This is a genomic window from Streptomyces sp. NPDC007905 (assembly GCF_042959345.1).
Lineage (GTDB): Bacteria > Actinomycetota > Actinomycetes > Streptomycetales > Streptomycetaceae > Streptomyces.
This window is the reverse complement of sequence record NZ_JBIBKS010000012.1, coordinates 123,306-145,287: the sequence shown is the minus strand read 5'-3', so window position 1 is coordinate 145,287 and position 21,982 is coordinate 123,306. Positions and strand designations below refer to the sequence as shown.

The window sequence follows — 21,982 nt, the reverse complement described above, 5'->3', positions numbered from 1 at the left end:
AGCCGTAGTCGCAAGGAGTTACCGCCTGTGATACCGAGATGGCCGGCGCCCCGCACGCGCCGCACCCCACGAGCGAGACGGGCCGCGGCCGTCACCGTCGCCGCTCTCGCCGCAGCCCTCCTGCAGCCGCTGTCCGCCCGGGCGGACACCCCGCCCGCGCCGCCGTCGGACGCCAGGCTCGCCGCCCAGCCGGCCCGGCACGACGACACCCGTGAGCAGTTCTACTTCGTCATGCCGGACCGTTTCGCCAACGGCGACAGGTCCAACGACAGGGGCGGCCTGACCGGATCCCGCCTGAGCACCGGCTACGACCCCACCGACAAGGGCTTCTACCAGGGCGGCGACCTCAAGGGCCTGGCCAAGCGGCTCGACTACATCAAGGGCCTCGGCACCACCGCCATCTGGATGGCGCCCATCTTCAAGAACCGCCCGGTGCAGGGCACGGGCGCCGATGCCTCCGCCGGCTACCACGGCTACTGGATCACCGACTTCACCCAGGTCGACCCGCACTTCGGGACGAACAAGGACCTCCAGACCCTCATCTCCAAGGCGCACACCAAGGGTATGAAGGTCTTCTTCGACGTCATCACCAACCACACCGCCGACGTCGTGGACTACAAGGAGAAGTCGTACGACTACCTCTCCAAGGGCGCCTTCCCGTACCTGACGAAGGACGGCCGGCCCTTCGACGACTCCGGCTACGCGGACGGAAGCAGGAAGTTCCCGGCCGTGGACGCCGACTCCTTCCCGCGCACCCCGAAGGTCACGAGCAGGAGCAAGGTCCCGGCCTGGCTCAACGACCCGGCGATGTACCACAACCGGGGCGACTCGACGTACGCCGGCGAGTCCACGACCTACGGCGACTTCTCCGGCCTGGACGACCTGTGGACCGAGCGTCCCGAGGTCGTCGAGGGCATGGAGAAGATCTACGAGCGCTGGGTGAAGAACTTCGGCGTCGACGGCTTCCGGATCGACACCGTCAAGCACGTGAACATGGAGTTCTGGACCCAGTGGGCCACCGCGCTCGACAGGTACGCGGCCGCGCACGGGCGGAAGAACTTCTTCATGTTCGGCGAGGTCTACTCCGCCGACACCTCCCTCACGTCCCCGTACGTCACCCAGGGCCGCCTCGACGCCACCCTCGACTTCCCCTTCCAGGACGCGGCCCGCGCCTACGCCTCTCAGGGTGGCAGCGCCCAGAAGCTGGCGAGCGTCTTCGGTGACGACTACAAGTACACGACCGACAAGGCCAACGCGTACGAGCAGGTCACCTTCCTCGGCAACCACGACATGGGCCGCATCGGGTCCTTCCTGAAGCAGGACAACCCGAAGGCCACGGACGCCGAGATCCTCAAGAAGGACGAGTTCGCCAACGAGCTGATGTTCCTCAGCCGCGGCAACCCGGTCGTCTATTACGGCGACGAGCAGGGCTTCACGGGCTCCGGCGGCGACAAGGACGCCCGCCAGACCATGTTCGCCTCCAAGGTCGCCGACTACCTGGACGACGACGAGATCGGCACCGACCGCACCCACGCGAGTGACGCGTACGACACGAGCGCGCCGCTCTACCGGGAGATCGCCGCCCTCTCCAGGCTCCGCAGGACCAACCCGGCCCTGACGGACGGCGTCCAGACCGAGCGGTACGCGGCCGACGGCGCCGGCATCTACGCCTTCACCCGCACGGACGCCAGGACGGGCGCCGAGTACGTCGTCGCCCTCAACAACGCCGACGAGGAGCGGACCGCGACCTTCGCGACCGGCTCGGCGGACATGACGTACCGCGGCATCTACGGCACCCACACCAGTGCCCGGACCGACGCCGACAACAAGCTCACCGTCACCGTCCCGGCCGGCACCTCCGTCGTCCTCAAGGCGGCCGGCACCCTCGCCGAGCCCGCCTCCAGGCCGACGCTCACCCTGAAGGCCCCGGCCACCGGCGCCACCGGCACCGTGGAGGTCACGGCCGGCGTCGGGGGCACCTCCCGCTCGAGCGAAGCCGGGAGCGGGGGAGCCGGAGCGCTCGACCGCGTCGTTTTCGCCGCCCAGACCGGCAACGGCAAGTGGCGCATCCTCGGCTCCGCCGACCACGCCCCCTACAAGGTCACCCAGACCATCGGCAAGGACGTACCCGCCGGGACCGCCCTGCGCTACAAGGCGGTCGTGGTCGACTCGGCCGGGCACACCGCGAGCGCCACGGCGAACAGCACCACCGGCACTCCGCCCGCGCCCGAGGTCCCCACGGCCTCCTCCCGGGACTACGCGATCGTCCACTACAAGCGCGCCGACGGCGACTACGACGGCTGGGGCCTGTACGCCTGGGGCGACCTCGCCGACGGCGAGGCGACCGACTGGCCCGCCAGCCACCCCTTCGTCGGCCGGGACGCGTACGGCGCCTTCGCCTACGTCAAACTGAAGCCGGGCGCCTCCGACGTCGGCTTCCTGGTCATCGACAAGGACGGCAACAAGGACGTTGCCGCCGACCGGAGCATCGACGTCACCAGGACGGGCGAGGTCTGGGTCGAGCAGGGCAAGGCCGACGTACTGACCCAGAAGCCCGACTACCCGGCCCAGGACAAGACCAAGGCGGTCATCCACTACCACCGTGCCGACGGCAACTACGACGGCTGGGGTCTGCACGTCTGGACGGGCGCCGCGAACCCCACCGACTGGTCGAACCCGCTGAAGCCGGTGAAGACTGATGCCTATGGCGCGGTCTTCGAGGTGCCGCTCACCGAGGGTGCCACCAGCCTCAGCTACATCATCCACAAGGGCGACGACAAGGACCTGGCCGCCGACCAGTCCCTGGACCTCAAGGCCAACGGCTATGAGGTGTGGCTGGTGAACGGCCAGGAGAAGTACCTGCTGCCGCAGCCGGCGGGCAGCGCGGCCGCGCTCGACCTGACCACCTCCAAGGCGGTCTGGATCGACCGGAACACCGTCGCCTGGAACGGCGTCGACGGCGCCGCCTCCACCCAGCTGCTGTACTCCCACGACGGCTCGATCGCCGTCAAGGACGGGACGCTGACCAGCGACGACGAGCGCTGGCTGCGCCTGACGAAGACCACGCTCACCGACGCCCAGAAGGCGAAGTTCCCGCATCTGAAGGACTACACCGCCTGGTCCGTCGACCCGCGCGACCGGGACCGGGTGCGCGCGGCGCTGGGCGGGCAGCTCGTCGCCTCGCAGCGGACCGCGGGCGGTGCCGTGCTGGCCGCGACCGGCGTGCAGATCGCGGGCGTGCTGGACGACCTGTACTCCGGCGCGACGAAGGCCGCGCTCGGGCCGACCTTCCACCACGGCAGGCCGACCCTCGCCGTGTGGGCGCCGACCGCGCAGAGCGTCCACCTCGACCTCGACGGCACGCCCGTGAAGATGCACCGGAACGCCACCACCGGCGTCTGGTCCGTCACCGGCCCCGCGTCCTGGAAGGGCAAGCCCTACCGGTACGTCGTCAAGGTCTGGGCGCCCAGCGTCCGCAAGGTGGTCACCAACAAGGTCACCGACCCCTACTCGGTCGCCCTCACCGCGAACTCCGAGCGCAGCCTCGTCGTCGACCTGAACGACAAGTCCCTCGCCCCGAGCGGCTGGGCGGGCCTGCGCAAGCCGAGGGCGGTACCCCTGAAGGACGCCCGGATCCAGGAGCTGCACATCCGGGACTTCTCCGTCGGGGACGGCACCTCGAAGCACCCGGGCACCTACCTGGCTTTCACGGACAAGCACAGTGACGGCTCCAGGCACCTGCGGGCGCTGGCCAAGGCCGGCACCTCGTACGTGCACCTCCTGCCCGCCTTCGACATCGCCACCATCCCCGAGAAGAAGGCCGACCAGGCGAGAACCGACTGCGACCTGGCCTCCTACCCGGCCGACTCCGACAAGCAGCAGGAGTGCGTGGCGAAGATCGCCGCGAAGGACGCCTACAACTGGGGCTACGACCCGTACCACTACACGGTCCCCGAGGGCTCGTACGCCACCGATCCGGACGGCACCGCCCGTACGGTCCAGTTCCGCAAGATGGTCCAGGCGCTCAACCAGGACGGTCTGCGGGTCGTCATGGACGTCGTCTACAACCACACCGCGGCCGGCGGCCAGGCGGACACGTCCGTCCTCGACAGGATCGTGCCCGGCTACTACCAGCGGCTGCTCGCCGACGGCAGCGTGGCCAACAGCACCTGCTGCGCCAACACCGCGCCCGAGAACGCGATGATGGGCAAGCTCGTCGTGGACTCGATCGTCACCTGGGCCAAGGAGTACAAGGTCGACGGTTTCCGGTTCGACCTCATGGGCCACCACCCGAAGGCCAACATCCTGGCGGTAAGGAAGGCCCTGGATGCGCTGACCCCGGAGAAGGACGGCGTCGACGGCAAGAAGATCATCCTGTACGGCGAGGGCTGGAACTTCGGGGAGGTCGCGAACGACGCCCGGTTCGTGCAGGCCACGCAGGCGAACATGGCCGGCACCGGCATCGCCACCTTCTCCGACCGCGCCCGTGACGCCGTGCGCGGCGGCGGCCCCTTCGACTCGGACCCCGGCGTGCAGGGCTTCGCGTCCGGGCTGTACACCGACCCCAACTCCTCCACCGCCAACGGGACGAAGGAGGAGCAGAAGGCCCGGCTCCTGCACTACCAGGACCTGATCAAGATCGGCCTGACCGGCAACCTGGCCAAGTACCGCTTCACCGACACCGACGGCAAGGAGGTCACGGGCGCAGAGGTCGACTACAACGGCGCCCCCGCCGGCTACGCGGCCGCGCCCGGCGACGCCCTCGCCTACGTGGACGCACACGACAACGAGTCGCTGTTCGACGCCCTGACCTACAAGCTCCCGACGGACACGCCGGCGTCCGACCGGGCCCGTATGCAGGTCCTGGCGATGGCCACGGCCGCCCTCTCGCAGGGGCCGGCCCTCTCCCAGGCGGGCACCGACCTGCTGCGCTCGAAGTCGCTGGACCGCAACTCCTTCGACAGCGGCGACTGGTTCAACGCCATCCACTGGAACTGCGCGGACGGCAACGGCTTCGGGCGCGGGCTGCCCATGGCCGCCGACAACCAGTCCAAGTGGACGTACGCCAAGCCGCTGCTCGGCACGGTCAAGGTGGGCTGCCCGCAGATCACCGGTGCCTCGGCCGCGTACCAGGACCTGCTGCGGATCCGCACGACGGAGAAGGCGTTCTCCCTCGGCACGGCCGCACAGGTGCAGGACCGGCTGTCCTTCCCGCTGTCCGGCAAGGACGAGACGCCCGGCGTGATCACCATGCGGCTCGGGGACCTGGTCGTCGTGTTCAACGCCACGCCGGAGCAGCAGGAGCAGAGGATCGGCGCCCTCGCCGGGACGCACTACCGGCTGCACCCGGTGCAGGCCGCCGGTGCGGACACGGTGGTGAAGACCTCCGCCTACGCGGCCGGCTCGGGCACGTTCACCGTTCCGGCGCGGACCGTGGCGGTGTTCACCCGGGCGGCCGAGTAGGGTCGGCCCGTCGCCGCAGAAACAGGAGTGCCCATGCCGCAGATCACCGTCGACTATTCCGAGACGATGGAGGAGGCCTTCGACCGTCCGGGCTTCGCGCGGGCGCTGCACGAGGCGGTCGTCGAGATCGCGGCGGCGAAGCCGGAGGCCTGCAAGACGCAGTTCCGGCCCGGGGCGTTCACGGCCTACGGGTACGAGGACCCGGCGGAGCACGGGCACGCCCTCGTGCACGTGACCATCGGGCTCCTCGCCGGCCGCAGCGCCGAGACGAAGGCCCGGCTCACCGAGTCCGTGCTCGAGCTGCTGCGGGGGCACGTGGCCGAGAAGGGGTTCGCCCTGCACGCCTCCGCCGAGATCCGCGACCTGGATCCGTCGTACCGCAAGTTCGACCGGTAGTTCAGGACGCCAGGGACATCAGCCGGCCGGCGAGCTCCGCGAAGGGGCCGTCGGCCGGCTCGTCCTTGACCATGCTGCGCAGCAGCACGGCCATGTCCGGGTCGTGGGCGGCGCTCACCGCCGCCAGGGCGGCGAAGTCGTGCACCAGCTGGAGCTCCAGCTCGGCGCGCGGGAGGCGCCGGCCGTCCAGCCAGATCAGCGCCGTCGACTCGGCCAGCGAGATCCAGGAGCGGATCACCAGTTCCAGTCGCGCGGACGCCTCGGTGACGTCCAGATGCGAAAGGATCTGGACATAGGCGGCCTGCCGTACGGAGTCGATGAGGGCGTTGGTCGCCGAGGAGCCGACGGCCGGACCGCCGCGCATGAGCGCCGAGAAGCCGGGCCCGTGTTCGTCCACGAAGTCGAAGAAGCGGCGCATCACGCGCAGCAGCCTGGCCCCGAGCGGGCCCTCGTGGGGCTCCGCGAACCGGCCCGCCAGATCCTCCGCGGCACGCTCCAACGCCGCCTCGTACAAGCTGAGTTTGCCGGGAAAGTAGTGGTAGACCAGCGGGCGCGAGATGCCCGCGGCCGACGCTATCTCGTCGATGGAGACCTCATCGGGCGAGCGGCGGCTGAACAGGTCGAGCGCGACACCGATCAGCTGCTGCCGCCGCTCCTCGACGCCCATCCTGCGGCGAACCCCGGTACTCATGCGAACACCTTACCGATCGAATTCAGCCTCCGAATGGGCCGGACCGGCAGCGGCGTTCACATGATTGCGTCACAGGTCCAGCACAAGACGCTCACTTCCGGCCCGTGACACACAGATCAGCATCGAGTCGGCACGCTCCGCATCCGTCGGCAGCTCGTCCCGGTGGTCCACCTCACCCTCCAGTACCCGCTGTTGACAGGCCCCGCAGAAGCCCTGCTCGCAGGAGTAGGCGGTGTCCGGCAGCTCCCGGCGCACGGCGGCCGGCACGGTGGAGCCGGCGGGGACCCGCACTGTACGCCCACTGCGCCGGAGTTCGGCCTCTGACTCCGCGTTCCCGTCGCCGGACGCGCGCGGCGCGAACCGCTCCAGGTGGAGCGTGGCGCCCTCGGGCAGCCGTGCCCGCACCGCCTCCATGAGGCCTTCGGGGCCGCAGCGGTAGACGGCCGTCCCCGCGGGAGCGTCCGTGAACAACGCCTCCAGGTCCGGCCGTCCGCCCTCGTCCTCGGCGACGATCGTGAGCCGGTCGCCGTCGAGCCCCCGCACCTCCTCCAGGAAGGGCATCGAGGCCCGCGTCCGGCCGCCGTACAGCAGCCGCCGGTCCGGGCCCCCGGGCAGCGCCCGCAGCATCGGCAGGATCGGCGTGATGTCGATACCGCCGGCGACGAAGACGTACGAGGGCGCCTCGACGAGTGGGAGGCGAGAACCCCTGTGCAGCACCTTGTTGACGCCAGTGTCAGCTAGTGCGGTCCGCTGGTCCGACGCGTGTCTCGGCTAGTGCAGCCCGCTGATCTGCCGCCCGTCCGCCAGGCTGCCCTTCAGGTCGGCCCGGGCCCCATGGTTCGCCCGCGCGGCCAGCAGGGGACCCCGTCCCGACGCGGTGACCCCGCCGGTCGCGCGGATCGACGCGGTGTCCGGACTGCCCGCGGCCAGCAGATACCAGGTGCCGGCTCCCGACTTCCACAGCACCCCGGCCAGCACATGCGGGTCTCGGGGACCGCAGGCCGCCACGTCGGCGCCCTTGGCCACGACCGCACCTACCGGCCCGCCCGGAGTCCGGAACTGCGCCAGCGCGAGCGTACCGTCGCCGCGCCAGGTCTCGGCCCTGGTGCACACCCACTGACCGGCCCCGCCCGCGTCGGGCAGGGTCTGCTCCGCGAACCTCCAGGCGTTGACACTGCGCACACCCGCGGAGCGCTCCGTGGACAGCGAGCAGGCGAACGGCGCCCACGCGCGCAGCCCGTCCGCGCCGGACGCCTCACCGGTGGAGCCCGGGCGCCCGGCGGTGAGGTGGGCCGGGACCAGCTCGCCCAGGTCCGTGGCGAGCCGGGTACCGGAGGCGTCGGTCAACTGGAGCACGTTCCACGAGGTGCAGCCGCCGGGCTGCAGGGCGGGGCTGACCAGCGGCGCGGTGACGCCGTCGGTGACGGTGAGGAACGTCGCGGCCGAGCCCGGTTTCATCAGGTCCCGCTCGGCGGTCTTCCTCACCCAGGGGGCGGTCAGATAGCGGACGTTGCCGTCCGAGCGGCCCAGCACCAGCGCGCTCGCCTCGGCGCCGGTCGCTCCGTCGACGCGCGCGAAGTCGAGGGCCGCGCCCGCGGTGCCCTCCGTGGGCTCGGCGTAGCGGGCGATGCGCAGGCCGTCGTAGAGGATCACCACGCGCGTGGCGTCCACCTCGCCCGCGTACAGCAGCTGGGGCGGGCCGGCCGGGCCGCCGGTCTGGGTCCCGGGGGTGGCCGAGACGCGGACCGATTCCCCGGGCCTGGCCCAGACGGCCAGGGCGCGGCGCAGCAGGGCCCTGTCGCCGGTGAGCGGGCCGCGTGCGGGCCACACGGAGAAGTCGGTGCGGGGGGAGGACTCCCAGGCGGTGGGGGCGACCCGGATGAGCTTGCCGGGGTCCAGGGCCGCCTCGGCCGCCGGGTTCTCCGCGTAGACGGGCGCGGCGGCACCGTCGGGTCCCCAGCCCCCGCCCGGCATGGCCACCAGAGCCCCGCACACCGCGAGCGCGGCCGCGGCGGCGAACGCGGCCTTGGTGTGCTGGCGGCGGCGCATCAGGTCGGTGGGCCGGGCCTGCAGCGAGCACGGGTCGAACTCGGGGGAGGAGAGCAGCGCGCCCTGCGCGGGCACTCCGTTGGCCTCCGCCAGTGCCGACTCGGGGTGTTCGACCCCGGCGGACTTGAGGATCCTGCGGATGTCCGGATCGGGCAGCTTCTCCAGACCACGCAGCACATAGGCGGCGCGAGCCGGGCCGGACAGGGTGGACAGCCGCTGGTCCAGGGCGAGTTCGTCGGCCCCGCCGGAGCGCGGGAACAGACGCAGGCCCCACACGTGGGGCAGCAGCGGCGGCAGCTGTGAGAGCCTCGACCGGCGCTTGCGGGGGCGGGCCGCCTTCAGCGCCGTACGCAGCACCCGGAGACGGACCAAGGCATACCCGGGGTCCCCCTCCCGGCCCGTGGACTGGGCCGGGATCACGGACGTCTGCTTGCGGCCCCGGGGCAGGGCGCGCTGGGCGAGGGCGTGTGCCGTCAGCACCCGGCGGCTGCGGCCGAGGCCGGGCGGCAGTACCAGGTAGGCGAGCCGGACCAGCCGGGGGTAGTGCTCGACGAGCGCGGCCTCGGCCTGTTCGACGTCGACGACCGGGCCTGCGGCGCCGGAGGGAGCGGGTGCCCGACGCTGGGCTACATCCTGTGACTGCACGTCCGGGAGAACGAGCGAGTCGTTGGTTGGTCACCGCTGTGCGGGTGACTCAGTCCTCCGGTTCCACCAGTGCGCGCGCGTAATTCGCCATCGACCGCTGGTAGCGCGGCAGATGCGGGGCCAGGGCGCCGAGCACCAGGGAGAGTCCCTCGCGGTCGCGGCCCAGGCTGGACAGGCACAGGGCCAGACAGGCCCGTACGGCGTCGTCCAACTCGTCGGAGGGCGCGTCGAGTTCCGTGGTGAGCAGCTTGACGCCCTCCTCCGCCTCGCCGACGTTCCGCAGGGAGCTGGACAACTGGATCTTGGTCCGGCGGCCCTTGTACTGGCTGGCCTCGCTCAGGCCGCGCGCCAGCGCCTCCCGGTACAGCGGCACCGCCTGGTCCGAGTGCCCGGTCGAGTCCCAGGCGCAGGCCTGCTCGAAGGGGCCCAGCGGGCTGTCGTCCGGCAGTTCGGCGACGAGCTCGTCGATCACCGCTCGGAACTCGTGCGCGCGCTCTTCCGGATAGTCGTCGAAGGTGGCCCAAGCTGCGGCCACGCGGTCTTCCCAGTCCTGGTTCACCGGAGCACCTTCGCACATCCGTGCCCACCCCGGTACGGGATTTGAGCGCACCGCACGCGGGAGCCGTATCCGAAGGGACTGGGGCATGCTTGGCCCACCAGGACCGGAGGAACGGATGAGGTTGACGCGACTGATGATCGGCGCCGCCGCGGCGCTGACGCTGGCGGGCTGTGGTTCGGGCGGGGACACGAAGGCGGTGCCGCCCACCGCCACAGGCAGCCTGGAGAGCCTGGCGGCCGAGGTGAAGTGCAAGCCGAACATGCAGACCGACGCCGACGAGATCCGCCAGGCCATCTGCCGGAACTCCGACGGCCGGTTCATTCTCGCCACCTTCGCCACCGACCGCGGCCAGCGCGAGTGGATCAACGACGCGAAGGACTACGGCGGTTACTACCTCGTCGGCCGCAAGTGGGTCGCCGTCGGCGACGACGGAGTGGTCAAGGCGCTGCGCGGCACGCTCGGCGGCGATGTGGAGATCGGGACCAACCATCACGCGCACCACGGCTGACGCCGGTGGCACAGACGAAAGCGGGCGGTGGGGACTCCCACCGCCCGCTTCGGTCACCGGCGCGTCATGCGCAGTTCTGACCGCCGTTGATGCAGTTGGCGATCTTGTTCGCGAGGCCGCCGGTCGTGACGCTGATGAAGTCGTCGTGGTCGGTGGCCGCCTTGTGGAGCTGCTCCGGGAAGCCGTCCACCGCGTAGGCGTTCTTCACCTGGCCGTTCTGGACGGTCGGCGGGGTGATGTTGTACGTCAGGCGCATCGTCAGCTGCGGGATCGCCTTGAAGCCGTTCTGGCAGTTGCCATTGGCGTCGGCGAAGGCCACGTGCGTGCGGTGGTTGGCGCTGTCGATGTTCTGGCCGTCCCAGCAGCTCTGGAAGGCGAACGTACGCACCACCTTGCTGCCCTGCGGGCAGATCGGGTACTGCGTGGTCAGCTGCACCTTGTTCTCGAAGCCGGTGCAGCTCCAGTGGGCGTTGGCGTTGGCCAGGCCGTTGGTGGTGGTCTTGGCGTCGCCGGTGATGATGCGCAGGAACTGCGGCATCGCGACGACCTTGCTGGTCGGGCTGCCGACGTACTTGATCTGGGCCGACACCGGCGTCAGGATCTTGCCGACGTTGCCCTCCTTGCCGCCACCGTCCTTGTTCTGGTCGAAGTCCTGGGTGCCGTCCTGGACGCGGACCACCGGCCAGTAGTACGACGACAGGTCGTTCCTGTTCTGGCAGCTGGTGCCGCCCTGCAGGAACGTCTGGTTGCTGGAGAACGCGTTGACCTTCTGGTTGCCGACGTAGTCGTGCAGGTGGTGCGCGCCGTTGTTCACGCCGGGCGCCACGATCACGTTGTCGGTGTTGTGGTTCTTGTTGGCGTTCACACCGCAGCGCGTGGTGAACGTACCGGTCGACGCGTTTCCGTTCCTGCCGGGCTTGGCCTGCACGTTCGGCTGGACCTTGGTGATGTCGACGAAGTCGGCCGCCACCGGGCCGTTGCCGGCCTGCCCGCCGATGTTCTGCTGCTGCCCGGCGTTGCCCTGCTGGCCCGTGTTGCCTTGCTGGCCCGTGTTGCCCTGCTGCTGCCCGCCGGTGTTCTGCTGCTGGCCACCGTTCTGCTGCTGCCCGCCGGTGTTCTGCTGCTGGCCACCGTTCTGCTGCTGCCCGCCGGTGTTCTGCTGCTGGCCACCGTTCTGCTGCTGACCGCCGGTGTTGTTCTGGCCGCCGGCGGCGGTCTGGTTGGCGTTCTGCCCCGTACAGGCGGCGAGGGTGCCCAGATCGCCGGGCGTGGTGCCGCCGACCCGGGTGATCTCCAGCTTGATCCGGTCGAGGATCGCCGACCGCCGCTCCTTGAGCGGCTGCAGGATGGAGTTCTGTACGAAACTCGCGTCCCTGGCCTGTGCGTCCCGCGTGGTCGCCAGACGCTGGTAGGCGTCGGTGATCTGCCGGTCGAGGTTGGCCAGTTCCCCGGCGACCTCGGTACGGGCCTGGTTCGGCACGTTGGTGAGCTTCTGGCCCACGTCCGGGCAGGAGATCGTCGCGACCTGCGCTGTCGCTGCCTTGGTCTGGTTGCCTCCCCACGACTGGTTGTTCGACTCGTGCGCCGAGGCGTAGAAGTTCGCCCAGATCAGCCCGCCCCCACCGAGCGCTAGGGCCGCCGATGCGGCTATGGCCTTGGTGGCCAGCGGCGTACGGCGTTTTCGTGTGTTGCGTCCCATGGAACTCCTCTGACTTCCTTGCGGGGCAGCATCGAGGCGCCCGACAGGAGTGAAGCGGCGCCCTTCCATACGGACGCCGCCCCAGGGGTGTTCACCGGTCTCACGAATTCCTCGGCGGACCTCGCCGCGCAACAGCCTCAACCTCTCTCTGAGCAGCGGAAGTTGCGCCGAGTGTCACCGATCGCGGTCGAGGTGGGCGAGCACCGCCAGTACGCGGCGATTGTCGTCGTCCGACACCTCCAGGCCCAGTTTGGTGAAGATGTTGGAGGTGTGCTTGGCGATGGCCCGTTCTGTCACCACCAGCTGCGCGGCGATCGCCGCGTTCGACCGGCCCTGCGCCATCAGCTCCAGCACCTCGCGCTCCCGCGGGGTGAGGTTGCCGAGCGGCCGGTCGCCGGCCGCCCGCCGCGACAGCAACTGCTGGATCACCTGCGGGTCCATCGCCGTACCGCCCGCGGCCACCCGCCGTACGGCGTCCACGAACTGGTCGGCGTCGAACACCCGGTCCTTCAGCAGGTAGCCCACCCCGCCGTCGCCGTCGGCCAGCAGTTCGCGCGCGTACAGCTGCTCCACGTGCTGGGAGAGCACCAGCACCGGCAGCCCCGGCCGCTCCCGCCGGGCCTTCAGCGCGCACTGCAGTCCTTCGTCGGTGTGCGTGGGCGGCAGGCGTACGTCGACCACGGCGACGTCCGGATCCAACTCGGCGAGCGCACCGGAGAGTTCGGGGCCGGACTCGACGGCCGCCGCGATCTCGAAGCCGTAGGCCTCCAGCATCCGGACCAGCCCGTCGCGCAGCAGGAAGAGGTCTTCGGCTAGGACAACGCGCACGGAATCTCCATGGTCACCAGGGTGGGACCGCCCGCGGGGCTGCTGACGGCCAGGATGCCGTCGAATGTACCCAGCCGCCGCTCGACCCCGGCCAGCCCCGAACCCGCGCCGATCACGGCGCCGCCCTTGCCGTTGTCGGTGACCGTGATCCGCAGCATCCCGTCGGTGTGGTGCAGGTCCACCCAGAGACGGTCGGCGCCGGAGTGCTTGACGGCGTTGGTGAGCACCTCGCTGACCGCGAAGTAGGCGGCCGACTCGACGGGCGCGTCCGCACGGCCGGGCCGCTCCACGGTCACCTCCGTCGCCACGGGCAGCCGCAGCGCCAACGCCCGTACGGCGTCACCGAGTCCGCGCTCGGCCAGCACCGGCGGGTGGATGCCGCGGACCAGGTCGCGCAGCTCCTCCAGGGCCTCGGCGGAGTTCCGGCGGGCCTGGGAGAGGAGCTTCCTCGCCTGCGCCGGGTCCTTGTCGATCAGCGTCTCGACCGCCCCGAGATCCATGCCCACCGCGACCAGCCTGGCCTGCGCGCCGTCGTGCAGATCCCGTTCGATCCGGCGCAGCTCGGCGGCGGAGGTGTCGACGGCGTCCCGCCGGGTCTCGGTCAACACCCGTACACGTTCCGCGAGTTCGCCCTGGTCACCGCCGAGGACGGCCCGGGTGAGCTCGAAGTGGGCGGTCAGCAGGCGCGGGGTGAGGTGGTAGGCGGCGAAGAGGAGCACGACGGCGGTGGCGCCCGCGCCGAGCGCGCTCGGCTGGTCGGTCACCGGTACGAAGCCGTACCAGTAGGTCCGGCCGTCCGCGACCACCCGCCACAGGCCGGCGGCCACCGCGAACCCCTCGAAGGGGTAGAACAGCAGGACGGCCGGGAGCAGCGCGGTGACGAACCCGGCCGTCATGTCGACCAGCAGCCACCGCAGATCCCGCCAGGTGGCGGGATCGCCCAGCATCAGGGCGGTACGGGTCCAGGGGTTGGCGTCCTTGGGCATCGGCCGGTAGGCCGACGGTATCCGCACCCCGCACCACTCGGCCGCGAGCCGTCGCCGCGTGTTCGCGAAGTCCCGTACGCCGCCCAGGATCCCGGGGGTCGTGAAGATGCCGAGGCCGAGCGGGACGAGGGCGATGGACACCAGGGTCAGCGTGAAGCACAGCACGGTGACGGGCAGCATCGTGACTGCCAGCACGAGCCCCCGTACGGCGGCGAGTACGACATCCCGGACGTGGCTGCGGATGCCGCCGCTCTTGGTGTGGGTGTTCATGCCGTCAGTCTGACCGACCGGTGTTCGACGGTCACTCGCCCGAGGTCCCCTCCCCGGAGGTGGTGCCGGCTACACCCCCCGCCCTGGCCAGCACCTTCGCCTCCACCTCCGGGTCGAGACCCTTGGCCGTCGGGTCCGGCCGCCGCGGCGCCTCACCACCGAGCTCCGTCAGCCACCGCCAGGTGTCGGCGACGGTCGCGCCCGCCGGCCGGCACACCAGCCCCGTCGCCAGCGCACGGGACACGTCCGCCCCGTGCACGGCGTCGTACATCTCGCCGCCCGGCGGCACCCGCACCGGCAACTGGGTCCACGGCTCGATCCCGGCGTCCAGGATCACCCGCGGCTCGGTCCAGCGCAGCTCCGCGTCCCCGCCGGTGGCCCTCAGACACGCCTCGAGCAGTTCGCCCATGGTGGTGTGTCCCGGCGGGCTCACCAGGTTGTACGGCCCGCTCAACCGGCGTTCCACCGCCCCGAGGAGCCAGTCGGCCAGGTCGCGTACGTCGACGTACTGCACCCGCAGGTCGCGCGGCCCGGGCGCCAGGACCGGGCCGCCGCGGGCGATCCGGGTCAGCCACCACGGCAGCCGGCCGACGTTCTCGTACGGGCCGAGGATCAGCCCCGCCCGGGCCAGCACCGAGCCGGCCGCGCCGAAGGCCTCGACGGCGGCCAGTTCGCCGCCCCGCTTGTCCCGCGCGTAGTCCGTCGGGCCGGCGTCGGCGGCGGCGCCCTCGACCAGCGGAGCGTCCTCGGCGGCCTCTGGTGGCCAGGGCCAGGCGTACACGGACCGGCTGGAGACGTACACGTACCGTCCGGCACGGCCCCGCAGCAGCCGTGCCGCGTCCCGCACCGCGCGGGGCCCGGCCGACCAGGTGTCGACCACCGCGTCCCACGTGCCGCCGTCCCCGGCGAGCGCGGCAAGGCCGTCGGGGGCGGCGCGGTCGCCGTGCAGCGCCCGCGCGCCCGACGGAGGCCGGTGCCGTCCCCGGTGGAAGACGGTCACCTCCCAGCCGCGTCCGAGTGCGGCTTCCACGACGGCCCGTCCCACGAACTCCGTACCGCCCAGCACAAGAAGTCTCATGCCGGGAGCGTGCCCGGTACGGGGCGGAGCGGGGAAGACCTGTCTGCCGAGGGCAGACAGACCGGGTCAACGCCCGGTCGGCGGGGTGTACTTGTAGCCGACCCGGCGGACCGTCTGGATCGACTGGCGGTGCTGGGCGCCCAGCTTGCGGCGCAGGCGCGCGATGTGGACGTCGACGGTGCGGCCGTCGCCGACGTGGCCGTAGCCCCACACGGTGGTGACCAGCTGGTCGCGGGTGTGCACCCGGTGCGGGTGCGCCACCAGGTGCGCGAGCAGCTCGAACTCCAGGTAGGTGAGGTCGAGTTCGCGGCCGTCGATGCTCGCGGTGCGCTGCACGGGGTCGATCCGCACGAGCGGGTCGCCGGCCGCCTCGGTGGCCGTCTCCGGCTCGCCCGGCAACGGCACCGGCAGGAACGGGGGCCGCTGGTCGGCCGGGACCAGTACCAGGTACCCGACCATGGGCGGCTGTCCGGGGAGGGTGGGCAGGGTGTGCTGCGGCGCGGGCAGCCAGGTGGCGCCCGGGGGCAGGAAGTCCGCCACCTCCACGACCTCGTCCCGGTCGACGGCCCGCAGCCGGTGGCGTGCGGCGTTCGCCGGGGCGGGGGCCGGGGCGGTGAGGGTGGCGGTGGAGAGAGAACGAGTGGTCGCCATGAGAGGTCAGCTCTTTCGCGCGAGGAGTTCGTCGGGCAGGACGACGGCCGCGATTCGTGGTCGGGCGCGCCGGAGGACGTACGTCGCTTCGCGCTGGCCGAAGGCCGGGGTGTACGGCTTTAGAGGGCCCGCGCGTTCATCGCGCGGCAACACACCCGGTCGAAGTCGTGGTGCTGACGGGAAGGCCAGAACGGCTCGAGGTCATGGCGACCCGTCGCGGTGTACTGCTGGAAGCCGGCCATGCGCCCATTGAAGCAGACACGGCGCCACAACAGGACCCTCCTCTCACTGCTTGGACGCTTCCTCGGCACGAAGTTGTCGTTGCGGGCGTCCTCTCACCCGCCCTTCGGCCCTGGTCGGCAGGTCGTGGGTCCCTGTGGCGTCCGTCCGGCCGTCTCGGCAGCCGGACAGGCGGTGCTGGGCGTGGGGGCCTGACACGCGCAAGGGGCGCCCGAGCCGGCGGGCGCCCCTTCGTGAAACGGGGAGGATCAGACCTGGCCGGCCTTCTCCAGCGCGGAGCAGCAGGTGTCCACCAGCAGGCGGGTCACCACGTACGGGTCGACGTTGGCGTTCGGGCGGCGGTCCTCGATGTAGCCCTTGCCGTCCTTCTCGACCTGCCACGGGATGCGGACCGAGGCGCCGCGGTCGGAGACGCCGTAGGAGTACTCGTTCCACGGGGCGGTCTCGTGCAGACCCGTCAGGCGGTCGTCGATGCCGGCGCCGTAGTTCTTGACGTGGTCCAGCGGCTTGGAGCCCTCGCCGAGGGACTCGCAGGCGGTGATGATCGCGTCGTAGCCCTCGCGCATCGCCTTGGTGGAGAAGTTGGTGTGCGCGCCCGCGCCGTTCCAGTCGCCCTTGACCGGCTTCGGGTCCAGGGTCGCGGAGATGCCGAAGTCCTCGGCGGTGCGGTACAGCAGCCAACGGGCCACCCACAGCTGGTCGGAGACCTCCAGCGGGGCCAGCGGGCCGACCTGGAACTCCCACTGGCCCGGCATGACCTCGGCGTTGATGCCGGAGATGCCGAGGCCCGCCTTCAGACAGTTGTCCAGGTGGGCCTCGACGATCTCACGGCCGAAGATCTCGTCGGCGCCGACACCGCAGTAGTAGCCGCCCTGCGGGGCCGGGAAGCCGCCCTCGGGGAAGCCCAGCGGACGGGAGCCGTCGAAGAAGGTGTACTCCTGCTCGATGCCGAAGATCGGCTCCTGCGCGGCGAACTTCTCTGCGGTCTCGGCCAGCGGGGCCCGCGTGTTGGAGGAGTGTGGGGTGAAGTCGATGTCCAGGACCTCGCAGAGCACGAGGATGTCGTCGCCGCCGCGGATCGGGTCCGGGCAGGTGAAGACCGGCTTGAGCACGCGGTCCGAGGAGTGGCCCTCGGCCTGGTTGGTGGAGGAGCCGTCGAAGCCCCAGATGGGCAGCGCGTCGAGACCGGCCGGGGCATCCGTGATGATCTTCGTCTTGGAACGCAGCTTGGCCGTCGGCTCGGTGCCGTCGATCCAGATGTACTCAGCCTTGAAGGTCACGGGGCCACATCCTTCGGGGGTGGGTCGGGCGCACTCGCGGGTGCTGCGGCGCTGCGGCACTGGGGCGCCGCTCGATCTGCCGGGCAGCTTGTCAACAGGCGGTTTCCCGTCCATTGCTCATATGTGAACCCCGTGTTACCTGGTGGTTCTGTGGCCCGACTCACGGTGTGAGATGGAGCCGGGCGGGGTATGGCCCCGGCCCGCCGCCGCTCGCCCGGCGCTACTCCCGCCCCTCGGCGGCCGCCTCCCGCACCCCGCCGAGAAAGCCCCGGATCGCCGCCAGCTGCCGCTCGTCGTACCCCCGCAGCAGCTCCACCGACCGCTCGATCAGCGGGCCGAAGAAGGTCAGGCCCAGCTCGACCGCGCGCTCCTCCACCTCGACCACGACCCGCCGCCGGTCCCGCTCACCGCGCACCCGCCGCACCTGCCCGGCCCGCTCCAGCCGGTCCACGAGTGCCGTGGTCCCCGCCGAGTTGAGCCCCAGCACGGCCCCGAGCCGCCCGGCGGTCATCTCCTCGCCCGCGCGCCGGGCGTCCATGAGGGCGATCAGGGCGCGCACATCCGTGGGATGCATGCCGTTCCGGCTCGCGAACCGGGCGCTGTGCAGGCCGAGTTCGACGGTGACGGCACGCAGCAGATGGACCATCTCCATCTCGGGCGCCGGGTCGGGGCTGGGCGGGCTCGGCATGCGGGTCCTCCGGGCGTAGCATCTCGCTGAGCAACTGTCTTGCTGAGCGAGATAATAGGGGGTGCTTCCATGCCGGGGACGAGCGCGTACGACGCCGACGCCTTCCGGGTTGCGTACGACAAGGTGCTGGCGAAATGGCCGGCGGACCGTGAGGCGCTGACCGTTCCCACACCGTTCGGCGACACCCGGGTCAACGCCTGCGGCCCGCACGAGGCGCCCCCACTGCTCCTGCTGCCGGGCGGCGGTGCCGCGACCTCCGTGTCGTGGTACGCCCAGGCCGCGGAACTGGCCCGCATCCGGCGCGTCTACGCCCCCGACCTGATCGGCGCCCCGGGCCTCGGCGCCCCGGCCGGCGACCGCCACCCCCGCACGGTCGCCGACCTGGCCGTCTGGCTGGACGCCCTCCTGGACGGCCTGGACGTGCCCGCCGCCGACGTGGGCGGGCACTCCTACGGCGCCTGGATCGCGCTGCACCAGGCCCTGCGGGCGCCCGCTCGGGTACGCCGCCTGTTCCTCCTGGACCCGACCCAGTGCTTCGCCGGGTACAAGGCGGCCTACTTGCTCCACGCCGTGCCGATGCTGCTGCGGCCCTCGCCCGGCCGGGTTCGGGCCTTCCTGGAGTGGGAGACCGGGGGAGCGGCCCCGGACCCCGACTGGCTCCGGCTGCAGGAGGCGGCCGCGGGCTTCCCGTCCGCGAAGCCGGTGACCGGCCCGCGCCCGGCACCGGACGCGCTGCGGACCCTGGACGTGCCGGTCCTGCTGCTCGTGGCCGCGAACAGCAGGACCCATGACCCCACCAGGGTGGCGGCCAGGGCCGCCGCGGTGCTGCCGCGCGTGGAGACGGCCGTCCTGCCGGATGTCTCGCACCACGCGCTGCCGCAAGCCGCACCGGCCGGCCTGGCCCGCCACCTCACCGGTTTCCTGTCCGGTTGCTGAGCGTCACCCCACCTTCTCGATCACGGCACGGCGGATGAGGAACTTGCCCGGCTCCCGGACCTGCTCGAAGGCCGCGTTGTTGAGCAGCACACAACTGCCGGAGACCGAGGTGACCTTCACCGTCGTGGACTTGTTGTTGTCCAGGTTGGTGACCTTCAGCGTCGTACCCGCCGGGAACTGGTTGCTGGACGCGGCCGGGGCACCGCCCTCGCCGGAGAGCGTGACGGTGGAACCGTTGCAGACCTGCTGACCGGAGGCCGCGGCAGCGTCACCGCCGTTGTTTCCCGCGGCGCCGGTCTGCGCCGGCTGTGCGGTCTGCTGGGCGCCGCCGGCCTGCTGGTCGCCGCCGCCCTGCTGGGCGTTGCCGTTCTGCGCCGCCTGGGAGCCCTGAGCCGACTCCCCAACGGTGCATCCGGCAGCCTTCTGCTGGACCTCGATCTGCTTGATGACCGCCTCGCGGTTGGCGATCCGGGCCGCCGACTGCGCGTCCGGGTTCGCCTTCTGGTCCGCGATGAACTTGTCGTTGTTGCCGTGGGCCGTGGCCAGCCCCTGGCAGACGGTCGAGTCCCCGGCGGACAGCGTCTTGGCGTTCTGCGGACTCTGGGCGGCGTTCGAGGTGGACGCCAGCGCGAAGGCTCCGCCGCCCGCCACCGCGGCGGCGCTGACGAGCAGCGCGAGCTTCTTCTTCGTGCTGAGGGTTCTCCTGCGCGACATGCGCGCCTCCTCAAGAGGTAGGGGAGCGTACGCCGCTATGTACGAGATCCCGAACGAGGTTACTCAGCGGTTACAGGAGTCATCGAAGTAACCTGCGTCACAGCCGAGTTGCGCCCTGCTCAGCTCTTGCCGCGGGAGAGCGCGTCCTGCACGGCCTCCTCGGAGCGGGCCACCAGGGCCGTTCCGTCGTCGGCCGTGATGATCGGGCGCTGGATGAGTCCGGGGTGCTCGGCGAGGGCCGTGATCCAGCGGTCCCGCGACACCTCGTCGCGCGCCCACTCCCTGAGCCCCAGCTCCTTGGCGGCGGCCTCCTCGATGCGGGTGATGTCCCACGGCTCGAGCCCGAGCCGGTCGAGTACGGCCCTGATCTCGTCCTCGCTCGGCACGTCCTCCAGATAGCGGCGGACGGTGTAGTCGGCCCCCTCGGCATCGAGGAGGCTGAGGGCGCTGCGGCACTTCGAGCAGGCGGGATTGATCCAGATCTCCATGCCGCACACGGTACGCGAAACCCGTCTTCCACGTCTGTCACGGCAGCCCCGAAAGCCCTTGTGGCCAGGGGCTTTTGTCAGTGGCGGGTCGTAGAATAGAAGCAGTGTTCGAGGGCATCGCCGGGTCTTCCGGTGGGTGCCCTGACCGCGACAGGAGGATGCCTGTGCCCGCTGCCGCCCTGACGACCAAGCCGTTGCCGACCCAGTCCACCGCCAAGCGTTCGGTCCGGCTCGACTCGCCCTACGCGCCGATGGAGAAGCGTCCGCTGCCGGCCGGGCGGCCGCGCGAGTGGTACGTCACGCACAACCGGCGCCTGAAGGCCATGCGCCTCGCCATCGCCCTGCTCGACTCCGGGATCTACCTGCCCAACCAGGCCCACGACGAGACGATCCGCAGCACGGCGGAGAGGATCGGCGTGCATCCGCCGTCGAACACGACGTGCCACATGGTGCGGGCGTTCATGCGCTACTCGCGCTGAGCCGTGGTGCCGGGTGCCCCGTGACGGTGCGGGGCACCCGGTTCCTCACGCCGACAACTCGCGCTCCAGCGGCGTCCGGAACCGCGGCGTCACCTTCGTCGTCCCCACCCACCCCCGCAACCGCTCCGCCTCCACGGCCACCGCGGCCTCGGCCTCTCTGCGTACACCGGCCTCGGGGATCCGCCAGACGATCTCCCCGCCCGGACGCTGGGCCCAGCCACCCACCACCCGGCCGTTCCACCACACCGTCGGCCCCACATTGCCGCTGCGGTCGAACAGCGCAGGACGCAGCGCCGGGTCCAGATACCAGTCGCGCCGCTGCCATGCCATGGCCGTCGGATCCAGAGCGGGGAGCAGGGCCGCCCAGGACTCCCCGGAGGCCTCCACCGGGTCCTCGTCACCGTCGGCGACATGACCCGTGCCCTCCTCCAGCGACACCTCCCGCGCACCGATCGCGGACAGCGCCCGGCGGACCTCCGTCACACGCCAGCCGGTCCACCACTTCAGGTCCGCCTCCGTCGCCGGGCCACAGGCCCGCAGCCAGCGCTCCAGCAGAGCCGACTGCGCCCGCGCCGTATCCATGACCGGGTGCTCCGGAGCGAGCGCCCACGTGAACAGGCTCGACGTCCAGGAGCCGAGCGGGCGGCCGCGCACCACCTTGCCCTCGACGCCGAGCACGCGCAGCAGGCGGGAGGAGACCGTGTGGACGCCCTCGTAGCTCTTCCCCGCCGCGTACACGAACTGCTCGCGCAGGCGCGGCTCGTCCGCCGTCAGCTCCGCCGCCGTCGCCTGGCCGCGGCGGGCCAGCGCGGCCAGCGTGGCCGCCTCCACCTCCGCCAGCCAGGCCGCGTCCGGCGCGCCCGCCTTTGCCATGTCCTTCAGGAGGGAGGCCCGTTCACGGGCGGCCACCGCCAGGCCCGTCGAGGCGTGGACGACGGCCGTCAGCTCGGTCGGGAACACGAACACCGTGTGCCGCATGCCGTGCATCCGCACCAGCGTGCGGTCCTCGTACAGCGCCCGCTCCGTCTCCGGCACCGCCTTCGCCGGGTCGGCGAGCCGCGCGGCCACCGCCAGGTGCACCGTCGCCGGGTCCGTGCCGTGCAGGGCCACCAGGGAGGCCGCGACCTCCTCGGGGGCCGCCGCCCGGGCCGCACCCGCGAGGCGGTGCCGCAGGGCCAGCCGGGCCCGCCGCTCCGCCACGTCGATGCGCCGCCGCCGTCCGTCACCCATACCGACCTCCCGTCGCTCACCATCCCCTGTCCGCAGGGTCGCAGACACCACTGACAATCCGCCGCTTCACCCGTTCGCCGTACTCCGCGTGCGGCCGCCCGCCC

Annotated in this window: 18 protein-coding genes and 1 pseudogene; 5 read left to right on the top strand and 14 right to left on the bottom strand. The window is 71.5% G+C overall.

Annotation, left to right across the window (positions count from 1 at the left end; translation table 11 throughout):
* The first annotated feature begins 27 nt into the window (after nt 1–27).
* Together pulA and ACFZDC_RS22395 are read left to right on the top strand one after the other, a co-directional pair.
* Complete coding sequence (pulA, locus tag ACFZDC_RS22400) at nt 28–5,463, top strand: pullulanase-type alpha-1,6-glucosidase (protein WP_391326345.1); 5,436 nt, start codon at nt 28–30, stop codon at nt 5,461–5,463.
* A gap of 33 nt (nt 5,464–5,496) precedes the next feature.
* Entirely contained in the window at nt 5,497–5,859 is a 363-nt protein-coding gene (locus ACFZDC_RS22395; protein ID WP_391326344.1) for a 5-carboxymethyl-2-hydroxymuconate Delta-isomerase, read from the top strand.
* A 1-nt stretch (nt 5,860) separates the two neighbouring features.
* Here the strand turns inward: ACFZDC_RS22395 and ACFZDC_RS22390 are convergent, their stop codons facing one another.
* From ACFZDC_RS22390 to ACFZDC_RS22375, 4 genes and pseudogenes are all read right to left on the bottom strand, one after another.
* Nucleotides 5,861–6,550 carry a TetR family transcriptional regulator gene (locus ACFZDC_RS22390; RefSeq protein WP_391326342.1) on the bottom strand — a complete coding sequence of 230 codons (690 nt, stop codon included), beginning with the start codon at nt 6,548–6,550 and terminating at the stop codon, nt 5,861–5,863.
* Nucleotides 6,551–6,619: 69 nt separating this feature from the next.
* A pseudogene (locus ACFZDC_RS22385) lies at nt 6,620–7,252 on the bottom strand (flavin reductase family protein); the annotation flags it as partial.
* A gap of 69 nt (nt 7,253–7,321) precedes the next feature.
* Nucleotides 7,322–9,244, bottom strand: a complete 1,923-nt coding sequence (locus ACFZDC_RS22380; RefSeq protein ID WP_391326340.1) for a hypothetical protein — start codon at nt 9,242–9,244, stop codon at nt 7,322–7,324.
* Between the two features lie 49 nt (nt 9,245–9,293).
* Nucleotides 9,294–9,821, bottom strand: a complete 528-nt coding sequence (locus ACFZDC_RS22375) for a tetratricopeptide repeat protein (RefSeq protein ID WP_391326339.1) — start codon at nt 9,819–9,821, stop codon at nt 9,294–9,296.
* A gap of 97 nt (nt 9,822–9,918) precedes the next feature.
* On the opposite strand from ACFZDC_RS22375, the gene ACFZDC_RS22370 reads away from it, so the two are divergent.
* Nucleotides 9,919–10,311, top strand: coding sequence for a hypothetical protein (locus ACFZDC_RS22370; RefSeq protein WP_391326337.1), 393 nt, complete (start codon nt 9,919–9,921; stop codon nt 10,309–10,311).
* Nucleotides 10,312–10,375: 64 nt separating this feature from the next.
* On the opposite strand, the gene ACFZDC_RS22365 is transcribed toward ACFZDC_RS22370, so the two are convergent.
* The 7 genes from ACFZDC_RS22365 to ACFZDC_RS22335 all read right to left on the bottom strand — a co-directional run bounded on the left by ACFZDC_RS22365 (nt 10,376) and on the right by ACFZDC_RS22335 (nt 18,031).
* A complete protein-coding gene (locus ACFZDC_RS22365; RefSeq protein ID WP_391326335.1) occupies nt 10,376–12,010 on the bottom strand; it encodes a DUF1996 domain-containing protein in 1,635 nt (544 codons plus the stop codon).
* Nucleotides 12,011–12,184: 174 nt separating this feature from the next.
* The gene (locus ACFZDC_RS22360; protein WP_391326333.1) at nt 12,185–12,838 is read right to left on the bottom strand and encodes a LuxR C-terminal-related transcriptional regulator; all 654 of its coding nucleotides are present in this window, start codon (nt 12,836–12,838) and stop codon (nt 12,185–12,187) included.
* Nucleotides 12,823–14,094, bottom strand: coding sequence for a sensor domain-containing protein (locus tag ACFZDC_RS22355; RefSeq protein WP_391326332.1), 1,272 nt, complete (start codon nt 14,092–14,094; stop codon nt 12,823–12,825). The genes ACFZDC_RS22360 and ACFZDC_RS22355 overlap by 16 nt, the downstream gene beginning before the upstream one ends.
* Nucleotides 14,095–14,125: 31 nt before the next feature.
* On the bottom strand, nt 14,126–15,172 hold the full coding sequence (locus tag ACFZDC_RS22350; RefSeq protein WP_391326331.1) for an NAD-dependent epimerase/dehydratase family protein: 1,047 nt from the start codon (nt 15,170–15,172) through the stop codon (nt 14,126–14,128).
* Between the two features lie 66 nt (nt 15,173–15,238).
* Nucleotides 15,239–15,823: a winged helix-turn-helix domain-containing protein gene (locus tag ACFZDC_RS22345; protein WP_391326329.1), complete on the bottom strand. Its 585-nt coding sequence runs from the start codon at nt 15,821–15,823 to the stop codon at nt 15,239–15,241.
* A gap of 488 nt (nt 15,824–16,311) precedes the next feature.
* On the bottom strand, nt 16,312–17,343 hold the full coding sequence (gene glnII, locus ACFZDC_RS22340; RefSeq protein WP_391326328.1) for a glutamine synthetase: 1,032 nt from the start codon (nt 17,341–17,343) through the stop codon (nt 16,312–16,314).
* Nucleotides 17,344–17,563: 220 nt separating this feature from the next.
* A complete protein-coding gene (locus tag ACFZDC_RS22335) occupies nt 17,564–18,031 on the bottom strand; it encodes a MarR family transcriptional regulator (protein ID WP_391326326.1) in 468 nt (155 codons plus the stop codon).
* 69 nt (nt 18,032–18,100) lie between these two features.
* On the opposite strand from ACFZDC_RS22335, the gene ACFZDC_RS22330 reads away from it, so the two are divergent.
* Nucleotides 18,101–18,967 carry an alpha/beta fold hydrolase gene (locus ACFZDC_RS22330; protein WP_391326324.1) on the top strand — a complete coding sequence of 289 codons (867 nt, stop codon included), beginning with the start codon at nt 18,101–18,103 and terminating at the stop codon, nt 18,965–18,967.
* 3 nt (nt 18,968–18,970) lie between these two features.
* Here ACFZDC_RS22330 and ACFZDC_RS22325 read toward each other — a convergent pair whose 3' ends face one another.
* Together ACFZDC_RS22325 and ACFZDC_RS22320 are read right to left on the bottom strand one after the other, a co-directional pair.
* Nucleotides 18,971–19,681, bottom strand: coding sequence for a hypothetical protein (locus ACFZDC_RS22325; RefSeq protein WP_391326322.1), 711 nt, complete (start codon nt 19,679–19,681; stop codon nt 18,971–18,973).
* Between the two features lie 119 nt (nt 19,682–19,800).
* The gene (locus tag ACFZDC_RS22320) at nt 19,801–20,169 is read right to left on the bottom strand and encodes an ArsC/Spx/MgsR family protein (RefSeq protein WP_391326320.1); all 369 of its coding nucleotides are present in this window, start codon (nt 20,167–20,169) and stop codon (nt 19,801–19,803) included.
* A gap of 164 nt (nt 20,170–20,333) precedes the next feature.
* Here ACFZDC_RS22320 and ACFZDC_RS22315 point away from each other — a divergent pair, with 164 nt between their 5' ends.
* A complete protein-coding gene (locus ACFZDC_RS22315) occupies nt 20,334–20,648 on the top strand; it encodes a hypothetical protein (RefSeq protein WP_391326319.1) in 315 nt (104 codons plus the stop codon).
* 45 nt (nt 20,649–20,693) lie between these two features.
* Here the strand turns inward: ACFZDC_RS22315 and ACFZDC_RS22310 are convergent, their stop codons facing one another.
* Nucleotides 20,694–21,878, bottom strand: coding sequence for a DNA glycosylase AlkZ-like family protein (locus tag ACFZDC_RS22310; RefSeq protein WP_391326317.1), 1,185 nt, complete (start codon nt 21,876–21,878; stop codon nt 20,694–20,696).
* Nucleotides 21,879–21,982: the final 104 nt, after the last annotated feature.

Excerpts from the sequence above, each read along its gene's own strand:
- ACFZDC_RS22320 (WP_391326320.1), bottom strand. The coding sequence starts at position 20,169 with ATGGAGATCTGGATCAATCCCGCCTGCTCGAAGTGCCGCAGCGCCCTC.
- ACFZDC_RS22325 (WP_391326322.1), bottom strand. The coding sequence starts at position 19,681 with ATGTCGCGCAGGAGAACCCTCAGCACGAAGAAGAAGCTCGCGCTGCTC.
- ACFZDC_RS22335 (WP_391326326.1), bottom strand. The coding sequence starts at position 18,031 with ATGCCGAGCCCGCCCAGCCCCGACCCGGCGCCCGAGATGGAGATGGTC.
- ACFZDC_RS22355 (WP_391326332.1), bottom strand. The coding sequence starts at position 14,094 with ATGAACACCCACACCAAGAGCGGCGGCATCCGCAGCCACGTCCGGGAT.
- ACFZDC_RS22375 (WP_391326339.1), bottom strand. The coding sequence starts at position 9,821 with ATGTGCGAAGGTGCTCCGGTGAACCAGGACTGGGAAGACCGCGTGGCC.
- ACFZDC_RS22390 (WP_391326342.1), bottom strand. The coding sequence starts at position 6,550 with ATGAGTACCGGGGTTCGCCGCAGGATGGGCGTCGAGGAGCGGCGGCAG.
- ACFZDC_RS22365 (WP_391326335.1), bottom strand. The coding sequence starts at position 12,010 with ATGGGACGCAACACACGAAAACGCCGTACGCCGCTGGCCACCAAGGCC.
- ACFZDC_RS22370 (WP_391326337.1), top strand. The coding sequence starts at position 9,919 with ATGAGGTTGACGCGACTGATGATCGGCGCCGCCGCGGCGCTGACGCTG.
- ACFZDC_RS22395 (WP_391326344.1), top strand. The coding sequence starts at position 5,497 with ATGCCGCAGATCACCGTCGACTATTCCGAGACGATGGAGGAGGCCTTC.
- ACFZDC_RS22350 (WP_391326331.1), bottom strand. The coding sequence starts at position 15,172 with ATGAGACTTCTTGTGCTGGGCGGTACGGAGTTCGTGGGACGGGCCGTC.
- ACFZDC_RS22330 (WP_391326324.1), top strand. The coding sequence starts at position 18,101 with ATGCCGGGGACGAGCGCGTACGACGCCGACGCCTTCCGGGTTGCGTAC.
- ACFZDC_RS22345 (WP_391326329.1), bottom strand. The coding sequence starts at position 15,823 with ATGGCGACCACTCGTTCTCTCTCCACCGCCACCCTCACCGCCCCGGCC.
- ACFZDC_RS22310 (WP_391326317.1), bottom strand. The coding sequence starts at position 21,878 with ATGGGTGACGGACGGCGGCGGCGCATCGACGTGGCGGAGCGGCGGGCC.